Raw genomic sequence first — 25113 nt, 5'->3', positions numbered from 1 at the left:
GCGGATTGTTCTGCCTGCCTAGTGGTTGTCCTTGGGCACATAAGGTCCGCTCTTGCCGACCAGGAAATCGAGGTCGGCACCCTGGTTGGCCTGCTGCACGTGATCCACATAGAGCTTGACCCAGCCACGCTGCATCTGCGGCGGCAGTTCCGGCTTTTGCCACTGGGCGCGGCGGCGTGCCAGTTCTTCCTCCGACACATCCAGATGCAGCTTGCGGGCCTCCACATCCAGTTCGATGAAGTCGCCGTTCTGCACCAGCGCCAGTGGTCCGCCGGCGGCGGCTTCCGGCGAGACGTGCAAGACCACGGTGCCATAGGCGGTACCGCTCATGCGCGCATCCGAGACGCGCACCATGTCGGTGATGCCCTTGCGCAGGACCTTCGGCGGCAGCGGCATGTTGCCGGCTTCGGCCATGCCCGGATAACCCCTGGGGCCGCAGTTCTTGAGCACCAGCACGCAGGTTTCGTCGACGTCCAGGTTCTCGTCGTCGATGCGCTTGTGCAGGTCATCGCTGTTCTCGAAGACCACGGCGCGGCCGCGATGCTTCAACAGCGCAGGGGTGGCGGCCGAAGGCTTGATGACCGCGCCGTCGGGCGCCAGGTTGCCCTTGAGGATGGCGATGCCGGCCGCTTCCTTGAATGGCTTGTCGAAGGAGCGGATGACTTCCTCGTTCCAGTTCGGCGCGTCCTGGCAGTTTTCCCACAGGGTCTTGCCGTTGGCGGTGAGGGCGCTCTTGTCGATCACGCTTTCCAGCTGGCGGATCACCGCCGGCAGGCCGCCGGCATAGTAGAAATCTTCCATCAGGAATTTGCCCGAGGGCTGCAGGTCCAGCAGGCAGGGCAGCTTCTGGCCGATGTCGTCCCAGTCCTTGAGGTCGAGATCGATGCCGATGCGACCGGCGATGGCCAGCAGGTGGATCACCGCATTGGTGGAGCCGCCGATGGCGGCATTGACGCGGATCGCATTTTCGAAGGCCTGGCGGGTCAGGATCTTGGACAGCACCAGGTCTTCCTCGACCATCTGCACGATGCGGCGGCCGGCATTGCGGGCCAGCACATTGCGGCGCGCATCCACGGCCGGAATGGCGGCATTGTGCGGCAGACCCACGCCCAGTGCCTCGACCATGCTGGCCATGGTGGAAGCGGTACCCATGGTCATGCAGTGGCCGTGCGAGCGGTGCATGCAGCTCTCGGCCTCGAAGAATTCTTCCTGCGTCATCTTGCCGGCGCGCACATCTTCCGACATCTGCCACACGCCCGTGCCGGAACCCAGTTCACGGCCACGGTACTTGCCCGAGAGCATGGGGCCGCCGGACACGCCGATGGTCGGCACGTCCACCGAGGCTGCGCCCATGAGCAGGGCAGGGGTGGTCTTGTCGCAACCCATCAAGAGCACCACGCCATCCAGCGGATTGGCGCGGATCGATTCTTCCACATCCATGCTGGCCAGGTTGCGGTAGAGCATGGCAGTGGGGCGCAGCAGGGTCTCGCCCAGCGACATCACCGGGAATTCCAGCGGGAAGCCGCCGGCTTCCCAGATGCCGATCTTGACCTGTTCGGCCAGGGCGCGGAAGTGCGAGTTGCAGGGGGTGAGTTCGGAATAGGTGTTGCAGATGCCGATCACCGGACGGCCATCGAACTGGTCGTGCGGGATGCCGCGGTTCTTGACCCAGGAGCGGTAGATGAAGCCATCGCGGTCCTGGCGGCCGAACCAGGCCTGGCTGCGGCGGGTGGGTTTTTTGGTGTCGTCAGTCATGATCTTCCCTGACAGGCAGGCCGGATTGGGTGGCGCTGCCCGTGCAAATCCATCTGCTGCAGGCCGGATGGGCCTGCAGTGCGTGCAATGCGGTTGGTGCTTGCGTGATGCTTGCGTGCTGCTGCGCGCCGGCCCGGTCAGGACTGGCGCGCGGGGACCGGGTGACTGTCGCCCTGGTCAAAGAAATAGCGGGAAAAATCGATCAGCAAAAAGGCCAGCAAAGACCCGAAGGAAGAGGCGCGATGCAGGGCGCGACGCGCACGCACGCTGGAGGCCGAGGCGGCACAGACGCTGTGCGTCCAGCCAGCCAGGGTCCTGCGGTTCAGACTCGTTGCTCTGCCTTGGTAAGCCAATGAGATGTCTCCGTTGCCTGAAGCCGCCGGCATCTGCCGTGGCGGCTGGGTCTGTGCCGTCCGTTCTGCATGCGCTGCGGTCTACAGGTAAAAACCACCTGGGCCAGGCTGCGGATGCGACGTGACTTGTTCGATTGGCTGCGAGTCTATTGCAGCCGGATTTGTTTGGTCAAGTGGTAATACCAGAACGCGGGAAAGCTTTTTTGCCGATACCACACCCCCGTCAAACGCTACGCCCCTGCAACATGCGATGAAACCGGCTTTGTGGCTATAAGCTAGTGCTGGCAAGGGTTTGCGGCCGGGTAAAAATGTTGCGGAGCACCAAGGATGAATTATTTTGATGCGTTCCATTCATCCTTGACACTGCCGGAGTGATGTGAAATTCTAGGACCCGCTGGTCAGACCACATTACCTGTCGCTTTCATTTGTTCATGAATGAAGGACGACGGGCAAGCGTCCAAAACAAACATCCGGCCCGAACCGGAGCATAAAAAAGCAGCAAGGCACCAGGCCTGCACAACGACGAGACAGTCGGAGACATCCAGAAAGCGCAGGGACACCATCCTGTCCTGCCGTTTCGGTGCGCTCATGCAGGTCATGCAGCGGCAACGAAAGTCCTTTGCCAAACGTTGGCCGTCACCCAGTGTTAGCCGCAACCGACAACGGAGGAGACAATGGAATTGACCCGTAGAACCCTATTGAAGAGCCTGCTCGCGGCCAGTGCCGCCTGCAGCATGCTGGCCGCACCGGTAGCCTTTGCCGCCTGGCCGGAACGTCCCGTGACCCTGGTCGTGCCCTGGGGCGCCGGCGGCGGCACCGATGCCACCGCCCGCATCATCGGCGCCTTGCTGGAAAAAGACCTGGGCCAACCGGTCAACGTGGTCAACCGTACCGGGGGCAATGGCGCGGTGGGCCACCAGGCCATCGCCAGTTCGACACCGGATGGCTACACCATCGGCATCGCCACCGTGGAAATCTCGATGATGCACCACCAGGGCCTGACCAAGCTGACCCCGCGCGACTTCACGCCACTGGCGCTGATGAACTTCGACCCGGCGGCCCTGACGGTGAGCCATGATTCCCCCTACAAGAGCTTCGATGACCTGCTCAAGGCGGTCAAGGCCAATCCGGGCAAGCTCAAGGCCTCCGGCACCGGGCAGGGCGGCATCTGGCACCTGGGTCTGGCGGGCATGCTGAACGACCTGAAGGTGGCGCCCAATGCGGTGCGCTTCGTACCATCCAACGGCGCGGCACCGGCCATGGTGGACCTGGCCGCCGGTGGCGTGGACATCGTGGCGGCATCGCTGCCCGAGGCGCGTTCGCTGATCGATGCCGGCAAGGCGGTGCCGCTGGTGGTGATGGCCAATGAACCGGCAGCGCTCTATCCCAAGGTGCCGACCCTGAAGAGCCTCACCGGCAGCACCTGGACCAATGGCGCCTGGCGCGGCATCGTCGCGCCCAAGGGCTTGCCGGCCGACGTGCAGGGCAAGCTCTCGGCCAGCCTGAAGAAGATCTATGAGAGCAAGGAGTACAAGGACTTCATGAGCGGGCGTGGTTTCGGCGTGATGTATGCCGATTCGGCCGAGTTCGGCAAGTTCATGGACAAGAGCGACCAGGACATGGGCGCCATCCTGAAGACGCTTGGCATGGCCAGGTAATGCCGTGAGCGCGCCCTGCCTCGTTGGAGGGGGGCGCGCCGCTGTCGTCGTTTCTTTTCCAGGATCGTTTCCATGAAAATCAATGATGCCTTGTCCGGACTGCTGGTCGCGCTGTTCGCGGTGGTGCTCTGGATTGCCTCTTCCCGCCTGCCCGCGATGGGCCAGGATATCGGGCCCCACGTGTTTCCGCAGGCGCTGGCCGGCGGCCTGATGATCTGCGCCGTATTGCTGGTGCTGCGCGGCCTGCGTGGCCTGCGCAAGACGCGTTCGTCCCACGGCACCACTCTCTCCACGATCTCCACCACCGGTGCCGATGACCAGGACGCGCACTGGTTCACGCTGCCGGACTGGTTCGGCAGCCGCCATGCGGTGCTGGCCTTCCTGCTCGTTCCGGCCTCGCTGCTGTTCTACATCTGGGTGTCGGAACCACTGGGCTTCCTGCCCACCGCCGTGGTGCTGCTGCTGGTGCTGTTCCTGACCTTCCGCACCCGTCTGATGGTGGCCGTGCCGGTGGCCCTGGTCAGCGCGCTGCTCATTCACACCATCTTCTACAAGTTGCTCAAGGTACCCCTGCCCTGGGGCATCCTGACGCCGCTGGCCTGGTAAGGAGACGACATGCTTGCCAATATCTATGCCGCCTTTGGGATGGTGTTCGATCCCTACGTGCTGGCGGTCATCCTCGGTTCGTCCATCTTCGGCCTGTTCATGGGGGCCGTGCCGGGTTTGTCGGCCACCATGGCCGTGGCGCTGCTGGTGCCGGTGACCTTCTTCATGCCGCCGGTGCCGGCCATCGCGGCCATGGTCTCGGCCACGGCCATGGCGATCTTCTCGGGCGATATCCCGGGCTGCCTGCTGCGTATTCCCGGCACGCCCTCGTCAGCGGCCTACACCGACGAAGCCTATGCCATGACCATGAAGGGGCAGGGCGAGATTGCGCTCGGCGCCAGCCTGGTGTTCTCGGTCATCGGTGGCCTGTTCGGGACCATCGTCCTGATCCTGGCCGCGCCCGCGCTGGCCGAGCTGGCCTTGAAGTTCTCCTCCTTCGAATACTTCTGGCTGGTGCTGCTGGGCTTGACCTGCGCCATCTTCATCGCTTCCGACAATCCCCTGAAGGGTTTCGTATCGCTGTTCCTGGGCATGTTCATCGCCTCGGTCGGCATGGGCAACCCGGCCGGCGCGCCGCGCTTTACCCTGGATCAGCCGGACCTGCTGGGCGGGGTCTCGCTGGTGCCGCTGATGGTGGGCATGTTCGCCATGTCGGAGGTGCTGCGCTTCGCGGTCTCGCGCGACTTCACCATGAAGGTCGCCAAGAGCGAGGTCGGCAACGTCTTCAAGGGCATGTGGGGCCTGATGGTGAAGTACCCCAAGTCGGTACTGCGCGGCAGCGTGCTCGGTACGCTGGTGGGTGCCTTGCCGGGCGCCGGCGCCGATATCGCGGCCTGGATGTCGTATGCGATGAGCAAGAAGATGTCCAAGGAGCCGGAGAAGTTCGGCACCGGCCATCCGGAAGGCATCGTCGAATCGGGCGCGGCCAACAATTCGGCGTTGGCCGGTGCGTGGATTCCGGCGCTGGTGTTCGGCATCCCCGGGGACTCCATCACGGCCATCGTCATCGGTGTGCTGTACATGAAGAACCTCAATCCGGGGCCGATGATCTTCGTCGAAAATCCGGTGTCGATGTATGCCATCTTCCTCGTCTTCATCCTGGCCAACCTGCTGATGCTGCCGCTGGGCTTCTGGTGTATCAAGATGGCCAAGCGTATCCTGTCCATTCCGCGTGGCATCCTGATGCCGCTGATCCTGCTGTTCTGCATCGTCGGTTCCTACGCCACCAACAACAGCGTGACCGATGTGGGCATCATGCTGGTGTTCGGCCTGTTGGCCTATGTGATGGAAGAGAATGGTTTCCCGGTCGCACCGGCGGTCCTGGGCGTGGTGCTGGGCGGCATGCTGGAGGAGCATTTCGTGACCTCGATGATCAAGTCGGACGGTCAGTTCCTGGCCTTCTTCGAGCGTCCCATCGCCGGCACGCTGGGCGTGATCACGTTGCTGCTGTGGTTGCTGCCGCTGGTGCTCAGGCTGGTGCGCAGGAAGAGCATGGTCGCCGCATAAGCGCATGAAAAATTTCAGTTTCTGTCAATGATTCAAGCAAGGAAAGGATGGTTGTTGCAATGGCTGCACCCGAACGTTTTTCCGCTGATGCGTTGCGTCAGTTCGCCACCACGCTGCTGCAGAAGGCCGGGCTGGAAGCCGACAAGGCCGACAGCGTCGCCGCCACCCTGGTGGACGGCGACCTGCTGGGCCACGACACCCACGGACTGGCGCTGCTGGCGCCCTATGTCAAGGAGCTGGAAAAAGGCAGCATGACCAAGACCGGCCAGCCGGAAGTGCTGTCCGAACGCGCCGCTGCACTGGCCTGGGATGGCCGTCGCCTGCCGGGGCCGTGGCTGGTGCATCAGGGCATCGATGCGCTCATCCCCAAGGCCCGTGACTACGGCACCGCCTCATTGACCATCCACCATAGCCATCACATCGCCTGCCTGGCCGCCTATCTGCTGCGCGCCACGCAGGAGGGCTTCATGATGATCCTGGCCAGTTCCGACCCGGCGGTGCAGAGCGTGGCGCCGTTCGGCGGGACCCAGGCGGTATTTACGCCCAATCCGATTGCGGCCGGCATTCCTACCTCCGGCACGCCATTCCTGGTCGATATCTCGGCCTCGATCACCACCAATGGCATGAGCAACCGCCTGCACAAGGCCGGCAAGCAGTTCGAGGAAGAATGGCTCATCGATGGCCACGGCAATCCCAGTCGCGACCCGGCCGTGCTGGCCACCGACCCACCCGGTACCATCCTGCCGCTGGGGGGCTTGTCGGCCGGGCACAAGGGCTTCGGGCTGGCGGTGCTGATCGAGGCGCTGACCGGTGGGCTGTCCGGTTTCGGTCGTGCCGATCCGCCGGCGGGATGGGGCGCGACGGTGTTCATGTCGCTCTACGATCCTTCGGCCTTTGGCGGCGAACAGGACTTCCGGCGCCAGATGGACCATATCGCCGCATCCTGCCGCAACAATCCGCCGCGTCCGGGCGTGGGCCAGGTGCGCATGCCGGGCGACCGGGGCATGCAGCGTCGGACCGAGCAGATGGCCCAGGGCGTGGCGCTGCATCCGACCATTGCGCCCATGCTGCGCGAAAGTGCCGCCGCCTACGGCCTGGAGTTTCCCGCCACCCTGAGCTGATCACACACAACATGCCCATCGAAGCGATCGAACCGCAGCGGCTGTACCGGCAGATCAGCGACCAGTTGCGCAAGCTGATCGTGGATGGCGAGTTTGCGGTCGGTTCGCGCCTGCCGTCCGAGCGTGACCTGGCGCTGCAACTGGGGGTGAGTCGGCCCTCCTTGCGCGAGGCCCTGATCGCGCTGGAGGTGGAAGGGCATATCGAGGTCAGGATGGGCTCGGGCATCTATGTCTGCCCGCCGGTGCAGCGCGAGCGGCGCAGTGACCTGTCCGGCGAGGAGGGGCCGCTGGAGCTGATCCGCGCCCGCGAGATGATCGAAGGGGAGGTGGCCTATGCCGCCGCCCAGCATGGCAGCCGGCAACAGATCGCCGCCATCGAGGAGGCCTATGCGCTGATGATTTCCAATGCCGAGGCCGGCATCGATCCGCTGGTGGCTGACCGGCTGTTCCATATCCGGATGGCCGAGGCGACCGGCAACAGCGTGCTGGTCGGGCTGGTGACGCAATTGTTCGATGCCCGCCTGGGACCGCTGTTCGAACGCCTGCACAGTCACTTCGACGGGACCCGGGTGTGGCAGGAAGCCATCGACGAACACGGCCTGATCATGCAGGCCCTGCGCGAGCGCAATCCCGAGCAGGCCCGTGCGGCCATGCGGCGGCACATGGATATCGCTTTCACGCGCTACAGCGCCAACCTGATCCGCGAATACGGCAATCGCCAGCAGCAGGAGGGCAAGCCGCGCAAGCGCACGGCCCGCAAGGTCGAGACTCAGTTGAAATAGGTGCGCGCCATCTCGAAGCGGGTGGCGAAGTAGGGGTTGTCCATACGCGTGATGTGCACCTTGCCGTTGGTGGAGGGCGCATGCACGAAGCGGCCGTCACCGAGGTAGATGCCCACGTGCGAGAAGGGCTTGTTCATGGTGTTGAAGAACACCAGGTCACCGGCGCGCAGCTGCGAGGGATCGATCTGGCGACCACGCCGCGCGATGTCGGCGGCGCTGCCGCTGATGCGGTAATGGGCGGCCTGACCGAAGATGTAGGAGACCATGCCGCTGCAATCCAGGCCGGCCGAGGGATTCTTGCCGCCGAAGCGGTACCCGGTGTCGATCAGCGAGAGCGCATAGAGCGCCACTTCATTGCCGTTTTCACTGGCCGGCAGTGCCGGCACCTGCGATTGCGGGGCGCCGGGCAGCCGTTCGATGGGGGGCGCGGTCGGTGTGGTGCCGCAGGCGGCCAGCACCAGCGCGGTGGCCAATGCGGCCACTGCAGCCAACGACGACCGGGTGGATGGCGCGCTGGCCATCCGGTTCGAAGCAATCCGCACGCGCCCCGCCATCGCTTACTTCCCGATCTTGGCCAGGACCACTTCCAGCATGTCGAACATCTGGTCGATTTCTTCCTTGGTCACGTTCAGGGCCGGCATGAAGCGCAGCAGGTTCGGGCGCGGCGAGTTCAGCAGCAGACCCACCGGCTCCAGGTTGCGTGCCGCTTCGACGATCTGCGGGCCGACGTCGCGGCCCAACTGCATGGCGCGCAGCAGGCCTTCGCCACGCTCGCCTTCGAAGCCGTACTTTTCCGAGATTTCCAGCGAACGCTGGCGCAGGTACTGACCGCGCTCGCGCACGCCTTCCATGAAGCCGGGCTTCAACAGTTCCTTGATCACGGCCACGCCCACTGCGGTCATCAGCGGATTGCCGTTGTAGGTGCCGCCCTGTTCGCCGGCTTCGAAGCAGGCGATCTCTTCACGCGCCAGCAGGGCTGCCAGCGGCACGCCGCCGCCGATGCCCTTGGCCAGGGTCATGATGTCGGGTTCGATGCCGGAATGCTGGTAGGCGAACAGCTGGCCGGTACGGCCCATGCCGCTCTGCACTTCATCGACGATCAGCAGCAGGTTCTTTTCCTTGGTCAGGGCGCGCAGGCCCTGCATGAATTCCTTGGTGGCGGGGATCACGCCGCCTTCGCCCTGCACCGGCTCCAGCATCACGGCCACGGTGTGTTCGCCGATGAGCGCCTTGACGCTGTCCAGGTCATTGAGGATGGCCTTGGGGAAGCCCGGCACCTGCGGGGCGAACATGGTATCCCAGCCGTCCTTGCCGCTGGCCGACATGGTGGCCAGGGTACGGCCGTGGAAGCTGTGCTTGAAGGTGATGATCTCGAAGCGCGCCGAACCGTTGGCGGCCGGGTTCTTCTTGCCCCACTTGCGGGCCAGCTTGATGGCGCCTTCGTTGGCCTCGCCGCCGCTGTTGGCGAAGAACACGCGGTCGAACACCGAGTTCTCGGTCAGCAGCTTGGCCAGCTCGATGGAGGGCTGGTTGTAGAAGGCCGGGGAGGGATTGATCAGCTTCTTGCTCTGCACGGCCAGGGCATCGGCGATACATTGCGGCGCATGACCCAGGGTGTTGACGGCCCAGCCCTGGAGGTAGTCGAGGTAACGCTTGCCGTTATGATCGGTCAGCCACATGCCCTGGCCTTCGGTGAAGACCAGCTCGGGGCGGTTGGTGACGTACATCAGCTTGTTGGCGTCGGACTGGCTGTATTGCATCGATGGACTCCTGCAAGGATTGCTTGCGATAGGGTGATAGGAATGGTGCGGGACAGACCGTTGCTGACACACTGGCAGGAAGCGGTAGGCGCACGACAGACCCGGATGGCGGATAAAAAAAAGCCACAGGGTTTGCCTGTGGCTTCGCGATTCGTTTCACTTCACGCGCGCAGCAGCAAACCTTTCTCAGGTTGGCTGCGACGTCGTAAAAATGTGGCGTTGGCGATCATTCGGTGAATATTAGGACGTTTTGCGCATAGCGTCAAAAAGAAATTTCCCGCCGGACCCGCTCACGGGCGCATCCGGCGGGCCACCGTTGCAATTTCATCGCATCGCGCCGGGCCGCGTGGCGTCAGGTTTGGGCGGCATCTTCGCAAATGCGCGTGACGCCGGCATGACAGTACGCTGCTCAGCTTGCCGGGCTGTCCGAGACGGCCTTGGCCAGGTCGGCTTCGGAGGTGAAGGAGTCGGCGTAGAACTCGTCGTCCGGCAAACCGCACTGGGCGCTGAAGTCGCGCTGTGCCGATTCGACCACGATGGGCGCGCCGCAGGCATAGACCTGGTGGCCGGAGAGGTCGGGGAAGTCTTCCATCACGGCACGATGGACGAAGCCGCTGCGGCCGCTCCACTGGTCTTCCGGCTGGGCGTTGGACACCACCGGCACGTAGGTGAAGTTGGGCAGGTCGCGCTGCCACTGCTGGCACAGCGCGTCCATGTACAGGTCCTGCGGCCGACGACCGCCCCAGTACAGGGTGATCGGGCGGGTGGAGCCGGCATGTTCCAGCTGCTCGACGATGGCCTTGATGGGCGCGAAACCGGTGCCGGAGGCCAGCAGGACGATGGGCTTGTCCGAATCCTCGCGCAGGAAGAAGGTCCCCAGCGGGCCTTCGATGCGCAGGATGTCGCGCTCCTTCAGGGTGGTGAAGACCTGGTCGGTGAACAGGCCGCCCGGCAGATGGCGGATATGCAGGCTCATGGGCTCCTCCTTGTGCGGGGCGGTGGCCATGCTGTAGCTGCGGCGCTTGCCGTCGCGCAGCAGGAACTCCACATACTGGCCGGCCTTGTACTGCAGGCGGTCGTTGGCCGGCAGTTGCAGCGAGAGCACGATGACGTCGTCCGCCACCTTGTCCAGCTTGGCCACGCGCACCGGCAGCTTGCGCACCGGGATTTCGCCCACGCCGGCCACTTCGCGGGCCTCGATGGTGACATCGCTCTGCGGCTTGGCCACGCAGAACAGGGCAAAGCCCAGTTGCTGCTCGTGCGCCGAGAGGGCGCGTTCCTGGTGCGGGCCGTGCTCCACCTGGCCGGCCACCAGCTTGCCCTTGCAGGAGCTGCAGGCGCCGTTCTTGCAGCCGTAGGGCAGGCCCACGCCGGCGCGGATGGCCGCAGTGAGGATGGATTCACCTGCGTCGCAGGAGAACTGACGGCCGCTAGGCTGGACTGTGACTTGGAAACTCATACAATTCTGCTTCTGGATAAATTTGGATTGAATACCGTGAAAAAACTGGGCCTGCCCCGCGTACTGATCCTGGGTTGTGGCGATGTCGGCCTGCGCCTGCTGCCGCTGTTGCTGCCGCGCTATCGCGTGCTGGCCGTGACCAGCCACCCCGAACGTTGCGCCGAACTGCGCGCGGCCGGTGCCATTCCCATCGTCGCCGACCTCGACGCGCCCCTGACACTGGGCCGCCTGGCACGCCTGGCGCCGACCATCCTGCACCTGGCACCCCCGCAGTCGGACGGCCGCATCGACCGCCGTACCCGCAATTTGGCCGCCATTTTACCCGAGGGTGCGCGCCTGGTTTACATCAGCACCACCGGGGTGTACGGAGATTGCGCTGGCGCAAGCTTCGACGAGACCCGCCGTGTCAACCCGCAGAACCTGCGCGCCGTGCGCCGGGTCGATGCCGAAACGGTGCTGCGGGCCTGGGCGCGGCGCCGGCACGGTCGCCTTTCCATCCTGCGCGTGCCGGGGATCTATGCCGCCGACCGCCTGCCGCTGGAACGCCTGCAAAAGGGCCTGCCGGCGCTGGTGGCGGGGGAGGACGTGCATACCAACCACATCCATGGCGACGACCTGGCCCGCATTGCCGCCGCTGCCATGCGCCTGGGCGCGCCCAACCGCGTCTATCATGCCGTCGACGACACGCAACTGAAGATGGCCGACTACTTCGACGCCGTGGCCGACGCCGCCGGCCTGGCCCGTCCGCCGCGCCTGCCGCGTGCCGAGCTGGAACGCAGCGTCTCGCCGATGATGCTGTCCTTCATGTCGGAATCGCGCCGTCTGGCCAACCAGCGCATCAAGCAGGAACTGGGCGTGCGACTGCGCTATCCCGACGTCCAGGCCTTGTTGACTGAATGGAAACTGACGAAAACCTGACGTCTTTATGCGTTTTGGGCGTCTTTCTTATTCGAAATACGAATAAGCATACGATTTTTAAGTAGTTGTTCGGCCTGGCCGGCAACAGTACAGTGCATCCCTGACAAAAAGGGGAAAGCGCGCCCGGGGGCGCTCTGTGATCCCTCCCACGCCTCCTGATCCAGGCATTTCAACCGCATCTCAACCTGCGCGGCCCGGCCGCCGGACGACATGAAGCTATCTTTCAACAACGTCGCCAAGCGCTTCGGCGACCTGCACGTGATCGAGGAATTCACCCGCGACATCGCATCGGGTGAGCTGGTCGCGCTGGTCGGCCCTTCCGGTTGCGGCAAGTCCACCCTGCTGCACATGGCTGCCGGCCTGGAAAAGCCCAGCAGCGGCACGGTCGCCGCTGACGGCCAGGTCATTCGCGGCCCGCACCCCGAGCGCACCCTGATGTTCCAGGAAAACGCGCTCTATCCCTGGCTGACCCTGCAGCAGAATGTGGCCCTGGCCCTGGAATTCCAGAACGTCGACAAGAAGAAGGCCGCCGAGCAGGCCGCCGTCTGGCTGGACAACGTCAAGCTCAAGGGCTTCGAACACTACTACCCGCACCAGGTCTCGGGCGGCATGCGCCAGCGCGCCGCGCTGGCACGCGCCTTCATCTCGCAGCCCAAGGCCCTGCTGCTGGACGAGCCCTTCGGCGCCCTTGATGCGCTCACCCGCATGACCCTGCAGGATGCCCTGCGCGACCTGATCCGCCAGCAGGGGCCGACCGTGGTACTGGTCACCCACGATGTGGACGAGGCGCTGTTCCTGGCCGACCGCATCTTCGTGTTCAGCCCGCGCCCGGCCAAGGTCTTGAAGGAATTCAATCTCGTGCATCACGAAAAGACGCACGACCTGTCCGAATTCGCGGCCACCCGTCGCGAGATCCTCTGCCTGCTGGGCATCCACGCCGAGCAGGACGAATTTGCCAAAAACATTGAAGGGGTAGGAGTATGAAACTCGCACGCATCCTGGCACCGGCCATCGCCGCCGCTGCCCTGGCTTTCACCGGCAACGCCTTTGCCCTGGAAAAATTCAAGATCGGCTACCTGCGCGTCATGGACGATGCCCAGGCCATGGCTGCCTATGAAGCCGGCCTCTACAAGAAGTACGGCCTGGATGTGGAACTGATCGAGTTCAAGTCCGGCACCGACCTGGTCAAGGCCATCGTCGGCGGCCAGCTCGACAGCGGCGTGTTCGGTTTCTCCAATGCCGTGGCCTGGGCCTCCAAGGGTGCCGACCTGAAGGTGGTGGGCGGCGCGCAACTGGGCTATCACGCCCTGGTGGCACGCGAGGATTCGGGCATCAACAAGGTCGCCGACCTGAAGGGCAAGACCCTGGCCTCGCAAGCCGAGGGCAGCACCGCGGACACCGTGCTCAAGGGCGTGGTCCTGCGCGACGCCGGCGTCAAGCCGGATGACGTCAACGTCATGGGCGTCTCGCCCCAGGTGGCGGTGCAGTCGCTGGTGGGCAAGCGCGTGGACGCGGCCTTCCTGTTCGAACCTCAGGCCCGCATCGCGCAACTGATCGCACCGGTCAAGCAGATCTACGAGATCGGCGAAGTCTGGCCCTTCCCCTGCATGGTGGTGATCACCTCCGGCGAGACCCTGAAGAAGAAGCGCGAGGCCGTCTGGAAGTCGCTCGACGCCCAGCGTGACGCCATCACCCTGCTGCAGAAGAAGCCCGCCGAGGCCTCCAAGCTGATCGCCGGCTATTTCATCGCCGAGCCGACCCTGAAGACTTTGAAGCACGGCGAGATGCTGCGTGAAGACGTGATCCGCGATGCCATCAAGAGCCAGACCTTCACCCCCAAGATCAACAAGAAGGACCAGGACCGCATGCAGGAGATTGCCGATATCCTGCAATCCCAGGGTTCGCTCAAGACCCGCGATGGCAAGCCCTTCGACGTGAACTCCATCACCGACCTGTCGTGGCAGAACGCCCGCAAGCTGTAAGGTTCGGGTTGTCGGGATAGGTCGTATTCGTTCTTACCCTGGCCGGACCCAGTCCGGCCATCGTCTTTTATTCGTCTTATGAGCTCACAGCGTCGCGTTACCGGTCTCCGCAAGAAGCTGGCCATGGTCCTGGCCATCGCCTTCATCCTCCTGATGTGGCAGATCGCGGCCTGGTCGCTGCCTTCCTTCCTGATGCCGGGCGTGCCGTCGGTGGCGGCGCGCCTGTTTGAAGAGGTGCAGTCCAGCAATTTCCGCCTGGCCTTGTTCGGCAGCCTCTATCGCCTGGGCCTGGGCTATGGCTCGGCGCTGGTGCTGGGCATCGGTTTCGGCCTGATCGGCGCGGTGCTGTTCTTCTTCCGCGAAGTGCTGAAGTCGGCCATCGTGATCCTGCAATCGATCCCGTCCATCGCCTGGGTGCCGCTGTTCCTGATCCTGATGGGCTTCGGCAACCTGCCCATCGTGGTGGTGGTGGCCATCGCCGCCTTCTTCCCGGCGGCGCTGTCGGTGATGAACGCCACCGAGAGCGTGCAGCAGGTGCATGTCTCGGCGGCCCGCGTGATGGGTGCGTCGCGCCTGTCCATGCTGCGCCGGGTCTACCTGCCGGCGGTGATGCCGGAACTGATCACCGGCGCCCAGCTGGCCTTCGGTAATGCCTGGCGTGCACTGATCTCGGCCGAGATGCTGGTCGGTTTCGGCAAGGGGCTGGGGCGCACGCTGGCCTACTCGGGCGAGACGGCGGACATGATCGGTGTGATGGCCAATATCCTGACCATTGCCATCCTGGCGGCGCTGATCGACCAGGTCATCCTGGAAAACCTCAAGCACCGACTGCTGCGGTATCAGTATGTCTGAGCGGTATGTCTGAGGAAAAATCCTGATCCGGGTTTGACCCAACACCAGGTATTCAAGTCATCTGGACTCACGATGCGCGGTCTTCATTCTTTCATTTTTGCGCTGGCGGCATTGCTGTCATGCAGCCTGCAAGCCGGTGTACTGGATGACGCCCGCCGCAGCGGGCAGCTGCGTATCGGTCTGGATCACGTACCGCCGACCTACAAGGGCGGCATGAAATTCCGCACGCCGGAAAACATCGCCACCGTGCTGGCGGACGACCTGGCCGCGCAGTGGAAGGTGAAGGCCGAGCTGCAGACCAACGTGGCCGAACGTGCCGCCGTGAAGGGGATACGGCCCGAGCTGGTGTTCACCCGCACGGCGCCCGGGCAGGCCGCGGCCGGCGATGTGGTCGAGATCCCCACCGGCTACAGCGCCGGCGGCATGGCCATCATGCGCACCGACACCACCATCCGCAAATGGGAAGACCTGCAGGGCCGCAGCGTCTGCGTCGCCATCGGTTCGCCCTATGTCGGCACGCTCGCTGCGCGTTACGGCGCCATCGAAAAGCAGATGCCGGCCCCGGCTGATTCGCTGCTGGCGGTGCGCACCGGCCAGTGTGACGCAGCCGTGCATGACGACACGCTGATGAAGGCCCTGCTCAAGCTGCCGGAATGGAAAAAGTTTTCCGCCCAGTTGCCGCCCACCTCCCGCCAGGCACTGGTACTGCAAGTACGCAGCAGCGACCCGGCCGATCTGGCGGCGGCACGCCAGGTGGCAGCGCGCTGGAACGAGGCGTTCTGGGGCAATGCCGTCAAGAAGTGGGTCAATAGCGTCGCCTTCGAGGTCTATCTGGATCAGAACGTTCCGGATTGTCATTGATCGGCGGGAATCGGGGGCCGGCAAAGAGCGGACGCCACTGATGGCGGGCGGCCCTGATGTGTTCACGTACGGATTGTTCGTTGTCATGCCGGTGTTGCCTTCAATTAGGCCCTAGGTTCCCACCCAATCTGCGCATCTCGCAGATTGGGTGGGAACAGGCCCTAGATAGGGGGCCCTCCCCACGCTCGGTTCTCCTGCAGCACTGCGGCTGCTGGTGGCGGATGCCCGGAGAACTGCCGCGTCCTTCACGTAGCCGGCTTATACACCAAAGATCGTCTGCGTATTCGCCGCCACATACTTCAGGTTCTGCAAGTTCAGCGTATAGGTCTGGCTACCGGCACCGGCGCCGTCTAAATCCACCACCAAGGTCGTGCCAAGCCCATCTGCGGTGGCCGCCGCGCGTGTGGCAAAGCTGGCGAAGTTGGCCGCCGTCACCGTCTGCCCAAACACCTGCACCTTGTCCAGACCGAGCTTGAAGTCGGTCACCGTGGCGCTGAAGTTGCCCGTCTTGCCAAAGGCGCCCACCGTGAGCGTATCGGCGCCATCGCCCGTGGTGACCGTGGGCGAGCTGCCGCTGGGGGTGGCGCTGAGCAGCAAGCCGTCGCTGCCACTACCGCCGCTCAAGTCCCCCATGGATTGCGCCGCCCAATACCAGCCCAACCCCACATCCTTGATCACCGACGTTTGCCCGTTGTGGATGCTGCCTTCGGTCACGTTGGTTACCGTTGCCGTCAGGTCCCGGTAAAAGCCCGGGGCCAGCAGATTGGGCGCGGCTTGCAGCGTGAAGCTGTTGGTGCTTGCCGCGGTGCTGTCGAAGGTGAAGGTGTCGAAGGCCAGCATCTTGCCGCCCAGGCTGATGGTCACCAGATATTGCTGGTTGCCGGTCAGGCCGGGTGTAGTGATGTTGCCGCTAAAGATCAAGCCCTTGTCATAGACCCCGCCGCTGCCCGTGCCAGGGTCGGTGATGGCGGCATAACGCTCACCCCCCAGCACCACGGCCTTGGCGTTGGCGTCAGTGTCGTAGGAGGCCTTGACCGTGAGCTGGGTCAACAGTGGCGCCTTCATGGCCGCGCTGATGCTCACCGTCTCGGCCGCCGATAGGCTGCTGGCGCCGGCGGCCGTGGTGTATTTGCTGACGATGGCATGGTTGCCGGCCGACAGGCTGTCGCTGACCTTGAGCTCCAGCGTTGCCAATGTGCCCGTCCCCGTCGTGAGATCGGTGCTGGTGAGCGTCTTGCTCACCAGCAGCTTGGTCCCCTCGTAGAGCGCAATCACGTCGCCCGCCTGCGCCCTGGCCCGGGTGAAGGACACCGCCATGGTCGGCGTACTGTTTTCGTTGGCCGTGGTGGTCTGGTAAAGCAGGCGGATGTTGCCCATGTCGTAACCGCCTTCGCTGGCGCTGCTGCTGCCGGTAAAGCGGTACTGATCGGTGAGCAGCAAGTCGACGTCCAGCGCGCGCACATCCTTGATGGTCTTGATGGAAATGCTCTTGAGGAAGGCATCGGATTCGGAAAACTTAAGGACGGTGGTGTTCATGGGGACTCTCTGAAGGAACGGATGGATAGAAATCGGCAAGTGGCGCTTGCCATGCGTCATGACCGGGCGCGGCGTTGCATCCGTTGGGGATGGGGGGGGCGTGCGGTCGTGCACATGAGGTCGACGCATCGCTCGTCGATTCGTGATCGGAGCATGGGATGCGAATGGAACCGCGACAAACGATATGCGGATGCGATGATGAAGGCAGGTTCTTGGTACGGTAAGGAGTGCGGTGGAAATTCAGCGAAAACTAGAAAGGATCGCGAATTTGTATCGACGGAATTCTGGATTTGAATCGATTTAAAGCGACGTACTTCAATCGTTGGGGGAACGGTACTTGGCTTTCTCGTCGGGTCTCTTGCGTGCTAGTCAGGTTGCGTCACCCAGCAATTTCGCGGCGCTGGCTGGGCCGTATCACCGACCGACGTTGGCGGATATGCGCCCGCTTGCCCTGGTCTGCGTCCCGCTGACATGGCCTGCAGGGGGCAGCTGGTTCTTGATGGGGGGCGGCCGTCCATCGGCATCGTCCCGGAACTGGATCTCGTGGTAGTCGTGACGGCGGGCTATTGCCAGGATGACAGTGCGCAGGCTTTCAACGTGCAATATGGCGTGTTTGGACAGGCCCTAGTTGAAGCGGAGGAGAGGGGTGCTGGCCTGCATCGCTTGCCCTTCAAGGCCGCGCTGACGAATCCGCTGGCCAGTGATATCGGGCTTGCCTGCAAGACAATCACTTGCCGCCCTGACATCGATGTCCACCGGAATAGGGCGTTTTATTTGCCAGATTCATCACAGTTTCCCCACTGCACCCCGGTAAATCTGCATGCCTCAGGATTTTCCCGGTGGCAGAGCACGACAATGGGCGTAACATAGCGAATTCGTACCAGCAGCGGTACGCCCGATCCGGTTCAGTATCCATCTTCAGTCTTCGCAGTCACAGGGAGCCCAACATGCCCATCGACATTTCCTCCGCCGTCAACGCCGTCGTCGCCGACCCCAACGGCAATACGCCCACTACGGGCAAGGCCAACGACCCGGTCGCCGTGCGTCGTGCCGAGGAGGCCGCCGCTGCCGCCAAGGCCGAAATGCGCCGCCAGGAAGAAATCCAGGCCGACGAAACCCGTGCCGAGACCGCCAACGAAGAGCGCAATCGCCGCGAACAGGCTTCGCGCAACTCCACCGGCGAAATCATCGGCACCACCATCAATTCGGTGGCCTGAGCCGCTTTATTCCGTAGGGCAATGAATACCCGCCCTGCCAATCCGATGGCAGCGCGGGCTTTGTCGTTGCCGCTCGTCCTCAGTGGTGGCCGGGGCCGTTCAGTGAGCCCAGCAGCCAGGTTTCGGCCATGTCGATCTGGTTGATCAGCATCAGGAAGGTTTCATCGTTGATGCGCTGTTCGGCGCGCAGGTAGTGCACCTCCAGGCGCTCGGCGCGGATCGCCTCCAGCCGCAGTTCGCGCTCGAACTGCTTGAAGCGGTTGGCGGCGCGCTGGGTTTCTTCCGAATCGCTCTCCGCATTCATCCGCATCCGGTAGGTGGCCAGCAGGCTGCCGCTGACTTCGGTCAGCAGCGCCAGGTCGTTTTCGTCCAGGGTCACGCCGATGCGTTCCTGGGCGGTTTCGATGCTGCGCACGGCGGCCTCCGACAGGCGCAGGCGCGCCATCATCTCTTCGGCCCGGCGCCGCTTGACCTCGGCATCAAGCTGCAGGTCCTTGAGCAGCCACGGCAGCAGGAAGCTGCCGAACAGCAGCGAGCTGACGATCACCCCGGTAGCCAGGAAGATCAACAGGTCGCGTGCCGGGAAGGGCGTATGTTCCTTCAGCAGCAGCGGGATCGACATCACGCCGGCCAGGGTGATGGCGCCGCGCACGCCCGAGAGCGCGGTGATGCTGATCAGGCGCAGGTCGAACGTGCGGTTACGCCCGCTCTGCCCCCGCAATGCCGAGGCAAAGCGGCGCATGCGCAGGTTGATCCAGACCCAGACGAAGCGCAGCACGATCAGTGCCACGGTGATGGCCAGGATATAGACGAACAGGTGCCACACCGGGACGTTGCCGGCCATCTGCGCATCCACGTGGGCCAGGCTGACGATACCCGGCAACTGCAGGCCCAGCAGCAGGAAGGACATGCCGTTGAAGACGAACTCCAGCATGGTCATGATGCTACGCCCCTGCAGGCGGGTGGCGGCCGATTCGCCGCCGGCCGTTTCCACGTAGGGCATGAGCATGCCGGCGGCCACCGCCGCCAGGATGCCGGACAGGCCGAAATGTTCGGCGAAGATGTAGGCCGAGAAAGGGATCAGCAGCAGCAATACCACCTGGATGCCCGGCTCGTCGCCGGCCCATTCGATGATCTTGCGCCGGATCAGGCCGAAGCCCCAGGCCACGATCAGGCCGACCGCGACACCGCCGGCAGCGATCAGCACGAAGGAAATGCTGGCGTCCAGCAGCGAGAAGCTGCCGGTGATGACGGCGGCAATGGCGAACTTGAAGGCCACCAGGCCGGAGGCGTCGTTCATCAGTGCCTCGCCCTCCAGCACATGCTGCATCGAGGCCGGCAGGCGCCCCTTGCCGATGATGGACGAGACCGCCACCGCATCGGTGGGCGAGAGCACTGCGGCCAGCGCGAAGGCCGAGGGCAGCGAGATGACCGGGATCATCCAGTGGATGAAGTAGCCCACCCCGACCACGGTGAACATCACCAGACCCAGCGCCAGGGCCAGGATGGGACGCGCCAGCCGGAAGAACTCGCGCTTGGGCATGCGCCAGCCATCGGTAAAGAGCAGTGGCGGGATGAACAGCAGCAGGAACAGTTCCGGATCGAAACTGATGCGCAGGCCGAACATGGGCAGCGCCAGCACGGCACCCAGGGCGATCTGGAACAGCGGCAGGGGCAGCTTGAACGGTGCCAGTCTTGCCACCACGCCGGAGACGGCGACGGCCAGCAGCAGGATCAGGACGGTAAAGACGATTTCCATGAGGCAGCGGTAGTGTGTTCTTGTGATGAGGCGCGGGAGGGTCAGACCCGCATGACCGCACTGAGTTGCAGGGGAGTTACAAAGGCTTGCAAGCCGGTTGCAGATGGTTTGCCAGGCGATGCAGGAGAGGGGGAAGTATACGGCAGGAGGGGGCACTCCGTCGCCTGAGCGTGAAGTGGTGGCGACGTCTGCAAAGGAAATGCCGCCCGGTGAGGTACCGGGCGGCATCGTGGGTCAGAGGAACAACGGTGGGCGCCTCAGCCTGCGACCTTGGCCAGGTAGCGCGCGCGCCAGGGTTTCAGGACCATCAGCGCCAGGCAGGCGGTCAGGATGTCCAGCGTGATGGCGGTGCCGAACACCGGGTGCCAGCTGCCGGTCTTCTCGTGCATCATCGCCGCCAGCGGACCGCCGAAGATGGAGCCGATGCCCTGCGAGATATACAGCCAGCCATAGTTGGCGGTGGCATTGCGGGTGCCGAAGGTGTCGGTCAGGGTGGAGGGGAAGAGCGAAAAGATTTCGCCCCAGCCGAAGAACACCACGCCCGACAGCAGCACGAACAGCACCGCGTTCTCGCGCGTGGCCAGCCACAGCGCCATGGCCACGCCTTCCAGGGCGAAGGCGAAGAACATGGTGTTCTCGCGGCCATAGCGGTCCGAGATCCAGCCGAAGAAGGGGCGGGTCAGACCATTGGTGAGGCGGTCGATGGTCAGCGCCAGCGGCAGCGCGGCCAGGCCGAACACCACGACGTTGGCCACACCGAAGTCGCGGGCGAAGGTGGCCATCTGCGAGGTCACCATCAGGCCCGAGGTCGACATCATGGTCATCATCGCAAACATCAGCCAGAACAGCGGGGTGCGGAGCATCTGGCGCGGCGCCAGGTCATGCGTGCTGGCGGCAATGGCCGGGGCCGGCATGGCGGCGGCGTGGCTGGCATCCGGCGAGCGCAGGGCCTGCGAAGCGATGACGCCGATCACGGCAAACACCAGGCCGAACTGCCAGAGCGTGGTTTCCAGACCGGCGCTGGCCAGCGAGGCCGAGATCGGGAAGGTGGTCAGGATCGCGCCCATGCCATAACCGGCTGCCACCATGCCCACGGCAAAGCCGCGCCGGTCCGGGAACCAGCGCACCATCTGGCCGACCACGCCGACATAGACGATGCCGGTGCCCAGTCCGCCCACCAATCCATAGGCCAGGTAGAACATGCCGATGCTGGAAACCTGCGCCGCCAGGACCCAGGACAGGCCGGACATGAAGGTGCCGATGGCGATCAGGCGGCGTGCGCCGAAGCGCTCGATCAGGCTGCCCTGGAAGGGTGAGAAGAAGGTCTGCAGCACGATCAGCATGGAAAAGGTGATCTGCAGTTCCGACAGCGGCACGCCCAGCTTGGCGGTCAGGGGTTTGGTGAACAGGGTCCAGACGTATTGCGGGCTGGAGATGGCCATCATGCAGATCAGGCCGATCAGCAACTGGAACCAGCGGTTGCGCAGCAAGCCCTGCGTGCTCGCCGGGGCGGTTTGGGTGAGGGTGGTCATGCGTTTCTCCTGTACAGAAAGCCGGATGGGGAGGCCAGGGACTGCCGGATGAGGCAGCGGGCCGCGTGCCTGAATTTATGTATGCATAAATCCTGCGCTCACAAAAGCAGTTTTCATGCCATTTGCCTGGCGGCAAGCGCGCATGCGGAAAAACAGTCCGCTACAGGTTCAGACAGAGGGAGAGAGAGGCGGCAGCGGGGAGCCGCCCACCTTGATCAGCCGAAGCGCTTGCGTCGTGCCGGTGCTCCGGCAGCGGATACCTTGCCTTGCGGCGGTGCGGTCTGCACCGACTCGGCGCGCACCTGTTCCAGGCGGGTGATGGTAAGGCGCTCGACCACGGTGTGGCTGTCCTCGATGTGACGGGCGATCAGCGCACCGGCCAGCTCGGCATCGGCAGCGGCGATGGCGTCCAGGATGGCGCAGTGCTCGGCATAGGTGTCGTCGATGCAGTCGCCATAGGCGAAATCGAGCCGGCGCATGATGCGCAGCTGGTCGGTCAGCTGGCGATAGACACTGTCGGCTTCGCCATTGCCCGCGGCCTGCACCAGCGCCGCATGGAAGCCCTCATCCAGGACCGCCACGGCCAGGCCGTCGGGTGGTCGGTCGGTGGCGGCGCACTGCCAGATGGCGCCCTGCGCCGCGACCAGTTGCTGGCGGCGCTCGGAGGCGACGCGCGGGGAGCACAGCTTGCGCACCGCGTGCAGTTCCAGCATTTCGCGCAGTTCATAGAGCGAGGCGAAGCGCGCCAGGTCGATCGGCACCACTTCCCAGCCGTTGCGGAAGTGACCGCGCACCAGGCCCTCGCTCTGCAGCTGCATCAGCGCCTCGCGCACGGGGGTGCGCGAGACCTGCAGGCGTTCGGCCACGTCATTCTCTGCGAAGCGGTCGCCGGGCAGCAGGCGGAAGGCATAGATGTCGTCGCGCAGGCTGGCATACACGGTGTCGGTCAGCTTGCCGGCGCGGCGCTGGGCCTGCTCGGTGGAGGCGATGCGGGGCTTCATAAGGGTGGAAGACGGGCAGGGGCGCTGCATGAATGAGGTGGCGACTATCTTAACGCGCTGTCGGCCCTGGTTGGAAGATGGTCGCCAGCAGAGTTTGCGGGCCACGCCTACAATGGCCGTCACTGTTTCCGACCATCCTGACAAGGAGATTCCGATGCAACAACGCAAGCTGGGTCAATCCGATATCACCGTCGCACCGCTGGCCTTCGGCGGCAATGTGTTCGGCTGGAGCATCGATGAGAAGACCTCCTTCTCCATTCTCGACAAGTTCGTCGAGGCCGGCCTGAACCTGATCGATACCGCCGACGTCTATTCGCGCTGGGCGCCCGGCAACCAGGGTGGCGAATCCGAGACCATCATCGGCAAGTGGCTGGCCCAGGGCGGCCGGCGCGACAAGGTGGTGATCGCCACCAAGGTCGGCAAGGACATGGGCGAGGGCCGTGTGGGCCTGAAGAAAGATTACATCCTGCGTGCCGTGGAGGATTCGCTGCGTCGCCTGCAGACCGACCATATCGATCTCTACCAGTCGCACGACGATGATCGCAGCACGCCGCTGGAAGAAACGCTGGCCGCCTACGACACCCTGGTCAAGGCTGGCAAGGTGCGCCTCATCGGTGCCTCCAACTACGAGGTGGACCGGCTGGCACAGGCACGCGACATCGGCCGCCAGCTGGGTCTGCCGCTGTACCAGACCCTGCAGCCCGAATACAGCCTGGTCGCCCGCGAAGGGTTCGAACGCACGCTGGAGCCGTATTGCCTGGAGCAGGGGGTGGGCGTGATCGGCTTCTATTCGCTGGCCAGCGGCTTCCTCAGCGGCAAGTACAGGAGCGAGGCCGACCTCGGCAAGAGCGCCGCCCGTGGCGGCAAGGTGAAGTCCCATCTCAACCCGCGTGGCTTCCAGATCCTGGCCGCGCTGGATGCGGTCGCCGCCCGTCACGCCAGCACCCCGGCCGCCGTCGCGCTGGCCTGGTTGATGGCGCGCCCCAGCGTGACCGCACCGATTGCCAGCGCCACTTCGCTGGCGCAGCTCGACGAACTGGTGGCGGCCACGCGCTTGCAGTTGAGCCGCGAGGATATCGCCGCGCTTGATCAGGCCAGTGCCTACTGAGCGACCCCGACCTGTTTCATACGAGGGCGCAATGCAAACAGGCCGGCGTTTTGGCGCCGGCCTGTGCTCGCTGCTTTGCGGGAACGGTCAGGCGGTGGTGATCGCCGCTTCCAGTTCCTTGCCCTGCGTTTCCGGCAGGACCAGGCAGGCCACGATCACCAGTGCGTAACAGCCGGCGGCGATCCAGCCGATGGTCTGGCCCAGCGGCATGCTGTTGCTGAGATAACCCACCAGCGCCGGGCAGATCGCACCGACGGCGCGGCCGAAGTTGTAGCAGAAGCCCTGGCCAGAACCCCGCACATCACTGGGGAACAGTTCGGACAGGTAGGCGCCCATGCCCGAGAAGATCCCCGACAGGAAGAAGCCCAGCACGAAGCCCAGCGCCAGCATCCAGGCGTCGGTGATGATCATCTGCGTATAGCTCAGCACCAGCAGGATGCCCATGGCCGCGAACAGCATGAAGCAGCGGCGGCGGCCGATGGTGTCGGACAGCCAGGCCGAGGTGAGATAGCCGCAGAAGGAGCCGGCGATCAACACCAGCAGGTAGGTACTGGTACCCAGCACCGAGAGATGGCGCTCGGTCTTGAGGAAGGTCGGCAGCCAGGTGGTCACCGAGTAGTAGGCGCCCTGCATGCCGGTGGCCAGCAGGCTCGCCAGCAGGGTGGTGCGCAGCAGGTCGCGATGGAAGATGCGCAGGAAGTTGCCGCGCTGGCCGCTTTCACGCATCTTCGCCTGGGCCGCCACGAACACCGCCGGCTCGCTGATGGCGCGGCGGATGTAGAGCGTCAGCAGGGCCGGCAGTACGCCGATCCAGAACAGCACCTTCCACGCCATCTCCGGCGGCAGCACCGCGTACATGCCCCAGAAGGCCAGCGCCGAGGCCGCCCAGCCCACCGCCCAGCTGCTCTGCACCAGGCCTGAGGCCTTGCCGCGATGGCGCGCCGAGATGGTCTCGGCGATCAGCACCGAACCGACCGCCCACTCGCCTCCCATGCCGAAGCCCTGCATGGCGCGGGTGAAGAACAACTGGCCGAAGGAATCGGTGAAGCCGGAGAGGAAGGTGAAGAAGGCGAACCACAGCACTGTCCATTGCAGCACCTGTACGCGGCCGTAGCGATCAGCCAGGATGCCAGCGGCCCAGCCCCCCACGGCCGAGGTCAGCAGGGCGCCGGTGGCGATGTAGCCGGCCTCGGCGCGGCTCATGCTCCACGCCGCCAGCAGCGTGGGGATGAGGAAGGTGTAGATCATGTAATCGAAGCCGTCCACCGCATAGCCGGTGAAGGTGGCCGTCAGGGTGCGTCGTTCTGCGCTGCTGGTTTCTTTGAGCCACATGGTTGTCTCCGGGGC

Annotated in this window: 23 protein-coding genes; 12 read left to right on the top strand and 11 right to left on the bottom strand. The window is 64.4% G+C overall.

Annotated features, from left to right (window positions below):
• Positions 1-18 precede the first annotated feature (18 nt).
• From I5R65_RS19190 to I5R65_RS19180, 3 genes are all read right to left on the bottom strand, one after another.
• The gene (locus tag I5R65_RS19190; RefSeq protein WP_180670450.1) at positions 19-1755 is read right to left on the bottom strand and encodes an IlvD/Edd family dehydratase; all 1737 of its coding nucleotides are present in this window, start codon (positions 1753-1755) and stop codon (positions 19-21) included.
• A gap of 137 nt (positions 1756-1892) precedes the next feature.
• Entirely contained in the window at positions 1893-2108 is a 216-nt protein-coding gene (locus I5R65_RS19185) for a hypothetical protein (protein ID WP_180670448.1), read from the bottom strand.
• A 398-nt stretch (positions 2109-2506) separates the two neighbouring features.
• Positions 2507-2698 carry a hypothetical protein gene (locus I5R65_RS19180; RefSeq protein ID WP_196872204.1) on the bottom strand — a complete coding sequence of 64 codons (192 nt, stop codon included), beginning with the start codon at positions 2696-2698 and terminating at the stop codon, positions 2507-2509.
• An 84-nt stretch (positions 2699-2782) separates the two neighbouring features.
• Between I5R65_RS19180 and I5R65_RS19175 the strand changes: the two genes are divergently transcribed.
• The 5 genes from I5R65_RS19175 to I5R65_RS19155 all read left to right on the top strand — a co-directional run bounded on the left by I5R65_RS19175 (position 2783) and on the right by I5R65_RS19155 (position 7781).
• Entirely contained in the window at positions 2783-3766 is a 984-nt protein-coding gene (locus I5R65_RS19175) for a tripartite tricarboxylate transporter substrate binding protein (RefSeq protein WP_180670447.1), read from the top strand.
• Between the two features lie 72 nt (positions 3767-3838).
• Entirely contained in the window at positions 3839-4372 is a 534-nt protein-coding gene (locus I5R65_RS19170) for a tripartite tricarboxylate transporter TctB family protein (RefSeq protein WP_180670445.1), read from the top strand.
• A 9-nt stretch (positions 4373-4381) separates the two neighbouring features.
• The gene (locus I5R65_RS19165) at positions 4382-5878 is read left to right on the top strand and encodes a tripartite tricarboxylate transporter permease (RefSeq protein WP_180670443.1); all 1497 of its coding nucleotides are present in this window, start codon (positions 4382-4384) and stop codon (positions 5876-5878) included.
• A 59-nt stretch (positions 5879-5937) separates the two neighbouring features.
• On the top strand, positions 5938-6999 hold the full coding sequence (locus I5R65_RS19160) for an Ldh family oxidoreductase (protein ID WP_180670441.1): 1062 nt from the start codon (positions 5938-5940) through the stop codon (positions 6997-6999).
• Between the two features lie 11 nt (positions 7000-7010).
• Positions 7011-7781, top strand: a complete 771-nt coding sequence (locus I5R65_RS19155; protein WP_180670439.1) for a FadR/GntR family transcriptional regulator — start codon at positions 7011-7013, stop codon at positions 7779-7781.
• Here I5R65_RS19155 and I5R65_RS19150 read toward each other — a convergent pair.
• The 3 genes from I5R65_RS19150 to I5R65_RS19140 form a co-directional block, all read right to left on the bottom strand.
• The gene (locus I5R65_RS19150) at positions 7769-8302 is read right to left on the bottom strand and encodes a C40 family peptidase (RefSeq protein WP_180670562.1); all 534 of its coding nucleotides are present in this window, start codon (positions 8300-8302) and stop codon (positions 7769-7771) included. The genes I5R65_RS19155 and I5R65_RS19150 overlap by 13 nt on opposite strands.
• 36 nt (positions 8303-8338) lie before the next feature.
• A complete protein-coding gene (locus I5R65_RS19145; protein WP_180670437.1) occupies positions 8339-9541 on the bottom strand; it encodes an acetylornithine transaminase in 1203 nt (400 codons plus the stop codon).
• 409 nt (positions 9542-9950) lie between these two features.
• Positions 9951-11000 carry a CDP-6-deoxy-delta-3,4-glucoseen reductase gene (locus I5R65_RS19140; RefSeq protein ID WP_180670435.1) on the bottom strand — a complete coding sequence of 350 codons (1050 nt, stop codon included), beginning with the start codon at positions 10998-11000 and terminating at the stop codon, positions 9951-9953.
• 36 nt (positions 11001-11036) lie between these two features.
• Here I5R65_RS19140 and I5R65_RS19135 point away from each other — a divergent pair, with 36 nt between their 5' ends.
• From I5R65_RS19135 to I5R65_RS19115, 5 genes are all read left to right on the top strand, one after another.
• Positions 11037-11918 (top strand): sugar nucleotide-binding protein, encoded by an 882-nt coding sequence (locus I5R65_RS19135; protein ID WP_102663418.1) that lies wholly within the window; start codon positions 11037-11039, stop codon positions 11916-11918.
• A 210-nt stretch (positions 11919-12128) separates the two neighbouring features.
• Positions 12129-12902, top strand: coding sequence for an ABC transporter ATP-binding protein (locus I5R65_RS19130; protein WP_180670433.1), 774 nt, complete (start codon positions 12129-12131; stop codon positions 12900-12902).
• The gene (locus I5R65_RS19125; protein WP_180670431.1) at positions 12899-13900 is read left to right on the top strand and encodes an ABC transporter substrate-binding protein; all 1002 of its coding nucleotides are present in this window, start codon (positions 12899-12901) and stop codon (positions 13898-13900) included. Before I5R65_RS19130 ends, I5R65_RS19125 begins: the two co-directional genes overlap by 4 nt.
• 78 nt (positions 13901-13978) lie before the next feature.
• The gene (locus tag I5R65_RS19120) at positions 13979-14752 is read left to right on the top strand and encodes an ABC transporter permease (protein WP_180670429.1); all 774 of its coding nucleotides are present in this window, start codon (positions 13979-13981) and stop codon (positions 14750-14752) included.
• A 72-nt stretch (positions 14753-14824) separates the two neighbouring features.
• The gene (locus tag I5R65_RS19115) at positions 14825-15613 is read left to right on the top strand and encodes a transporter substrate-binding domain-containing protein (RefSeq protein ID WP_180670427.1); all 789 of its coding nucleotides are present in this window, start codon (positions 14825-14827) and stop codon (positions 15611-15613) included.
• A gap of 258 nt (positions 15614-15871) precedes the next feature.
• Here I5R65_RS19115 and I5R65_RS19110 read toward each other — a convergent pair whose 3' ends face one another.
• A complete protein-coding gene (locus I5R65_RS19110) occupies positions 15872-17149 on the bottom strand; it encodes a hypothetical protein (RefSeq protein WP_180670266.1) in 1278 nt (425 codons plus the stop codon).
• A 947-nt stretch (positions 17150-18096) separates the two neighbouring features.
• Here I5R65_RS19110 and I5R65_RS19105 point away from each other — a divergent pair.
• A complete protein-coding gene (locus tag I5R65_RS19105) occupies positions 18097-18366 on the top strand; it encodes a hypothetical protein (RefSeq protein WP_180670425.1) in 270 nt (89 codons plus the stop codon).
• 79 nt (positions 18367-18445) lie between these two features.
• Here I5R65_RS19105 and I5R65_RS19100 read toward each other — a convergent pair whose 3' ends face one another.
• The 3 genes from I5R65_RS19100 to I5R65_RS19090 all read right to left on the bottom strand — a co-directional run bounded on the left by I5R65_RS19100 (position 18446) and on the right by I5R65_RS19090 (position 22658).
• Positions 18446-20125, bottom strand: a complete 1680-nt coding sequence (locus I5R65_RS19100; RefSeq protein ID WP_180670423.1) for a Na+/H+ antiporter — start codon at positions 20123-20125, stop codon at positions 18446-18448.
• Between the two features lie 257 nt (positions 20126-20382).
• On the bottom strand, positions 20383-21657 hold the full coding sequence (oxlT, locus tag I5R65_RS19095; protein ID WP_180670421.1) for an oxalate/formate MFS antiporter: 1275 nt from the start codon (positions 21655-21657) through the stop codon (positions 20383-20385).
• A gap of 215 nt (positions 21658-21872) precedes the next feature.
• Positions 21873-22658: a GntR family transcriptional regulator gene (locus I5R65_RS19090; RefSeq protein ID WP_180670420.1), complete on the bottom strand. Its 786-nt coding sequence runs from the start codon at positions 22656-22658 to the stop codon at positions 21873-21875.
• A 154-nt stretch (positions 22659-22812) separates the two neighbouring features.
• On the opposite strand from I5R65_RS19090, the gene I5R65_RS19085 reads away from it, so the two are divergent.
• Positions 22813-23766 carry an aldo/keto reductase gene (locus I5R65_RS19085; protein ID WP_180670418.1) on the top strand — a complete coding sequence of 318 codons (954 nt, stop codon included), beginning with the start codon at positions 22813-22815 and terminating at the stop codon, positions 23764-23766.
• Positions 23767-23853: 87 nt separating this feature from the next.
• On the opposite strand, the gene I5R65_RS19080 is transcribed toward I5R65_RS19085, so the two are convergent.
• Positions 23854-25098 carry an MFS transporter gene (locus I5R65_RS19080; RefSeq protein WP_180670416.1) on the bottom strand — a complete coding sequence of 415 codons (1245 nt, stop codon included), beginning with the start codon at positions 25096-25098 and terminating at the stop codon, positions 23854-23856.
• Positions 25099-25113 lie beyond the last annotated feature (15 nt).

The organism is Herbaspirillum sp. AP02, from assembly GCF_015767275.1.
Classification (GTDB): domain Bacteria; phylum Pseudomonadota; class Gammaproteobacteria; order Burkholderiales; family Burkholderiaceae_D; genus Herbaspirillum.
The sequence above is the reverse complement of the archived record's forward strand: the minus strand, read 5'-3'. Positions and strand labels throughout refer to the sequence as shown.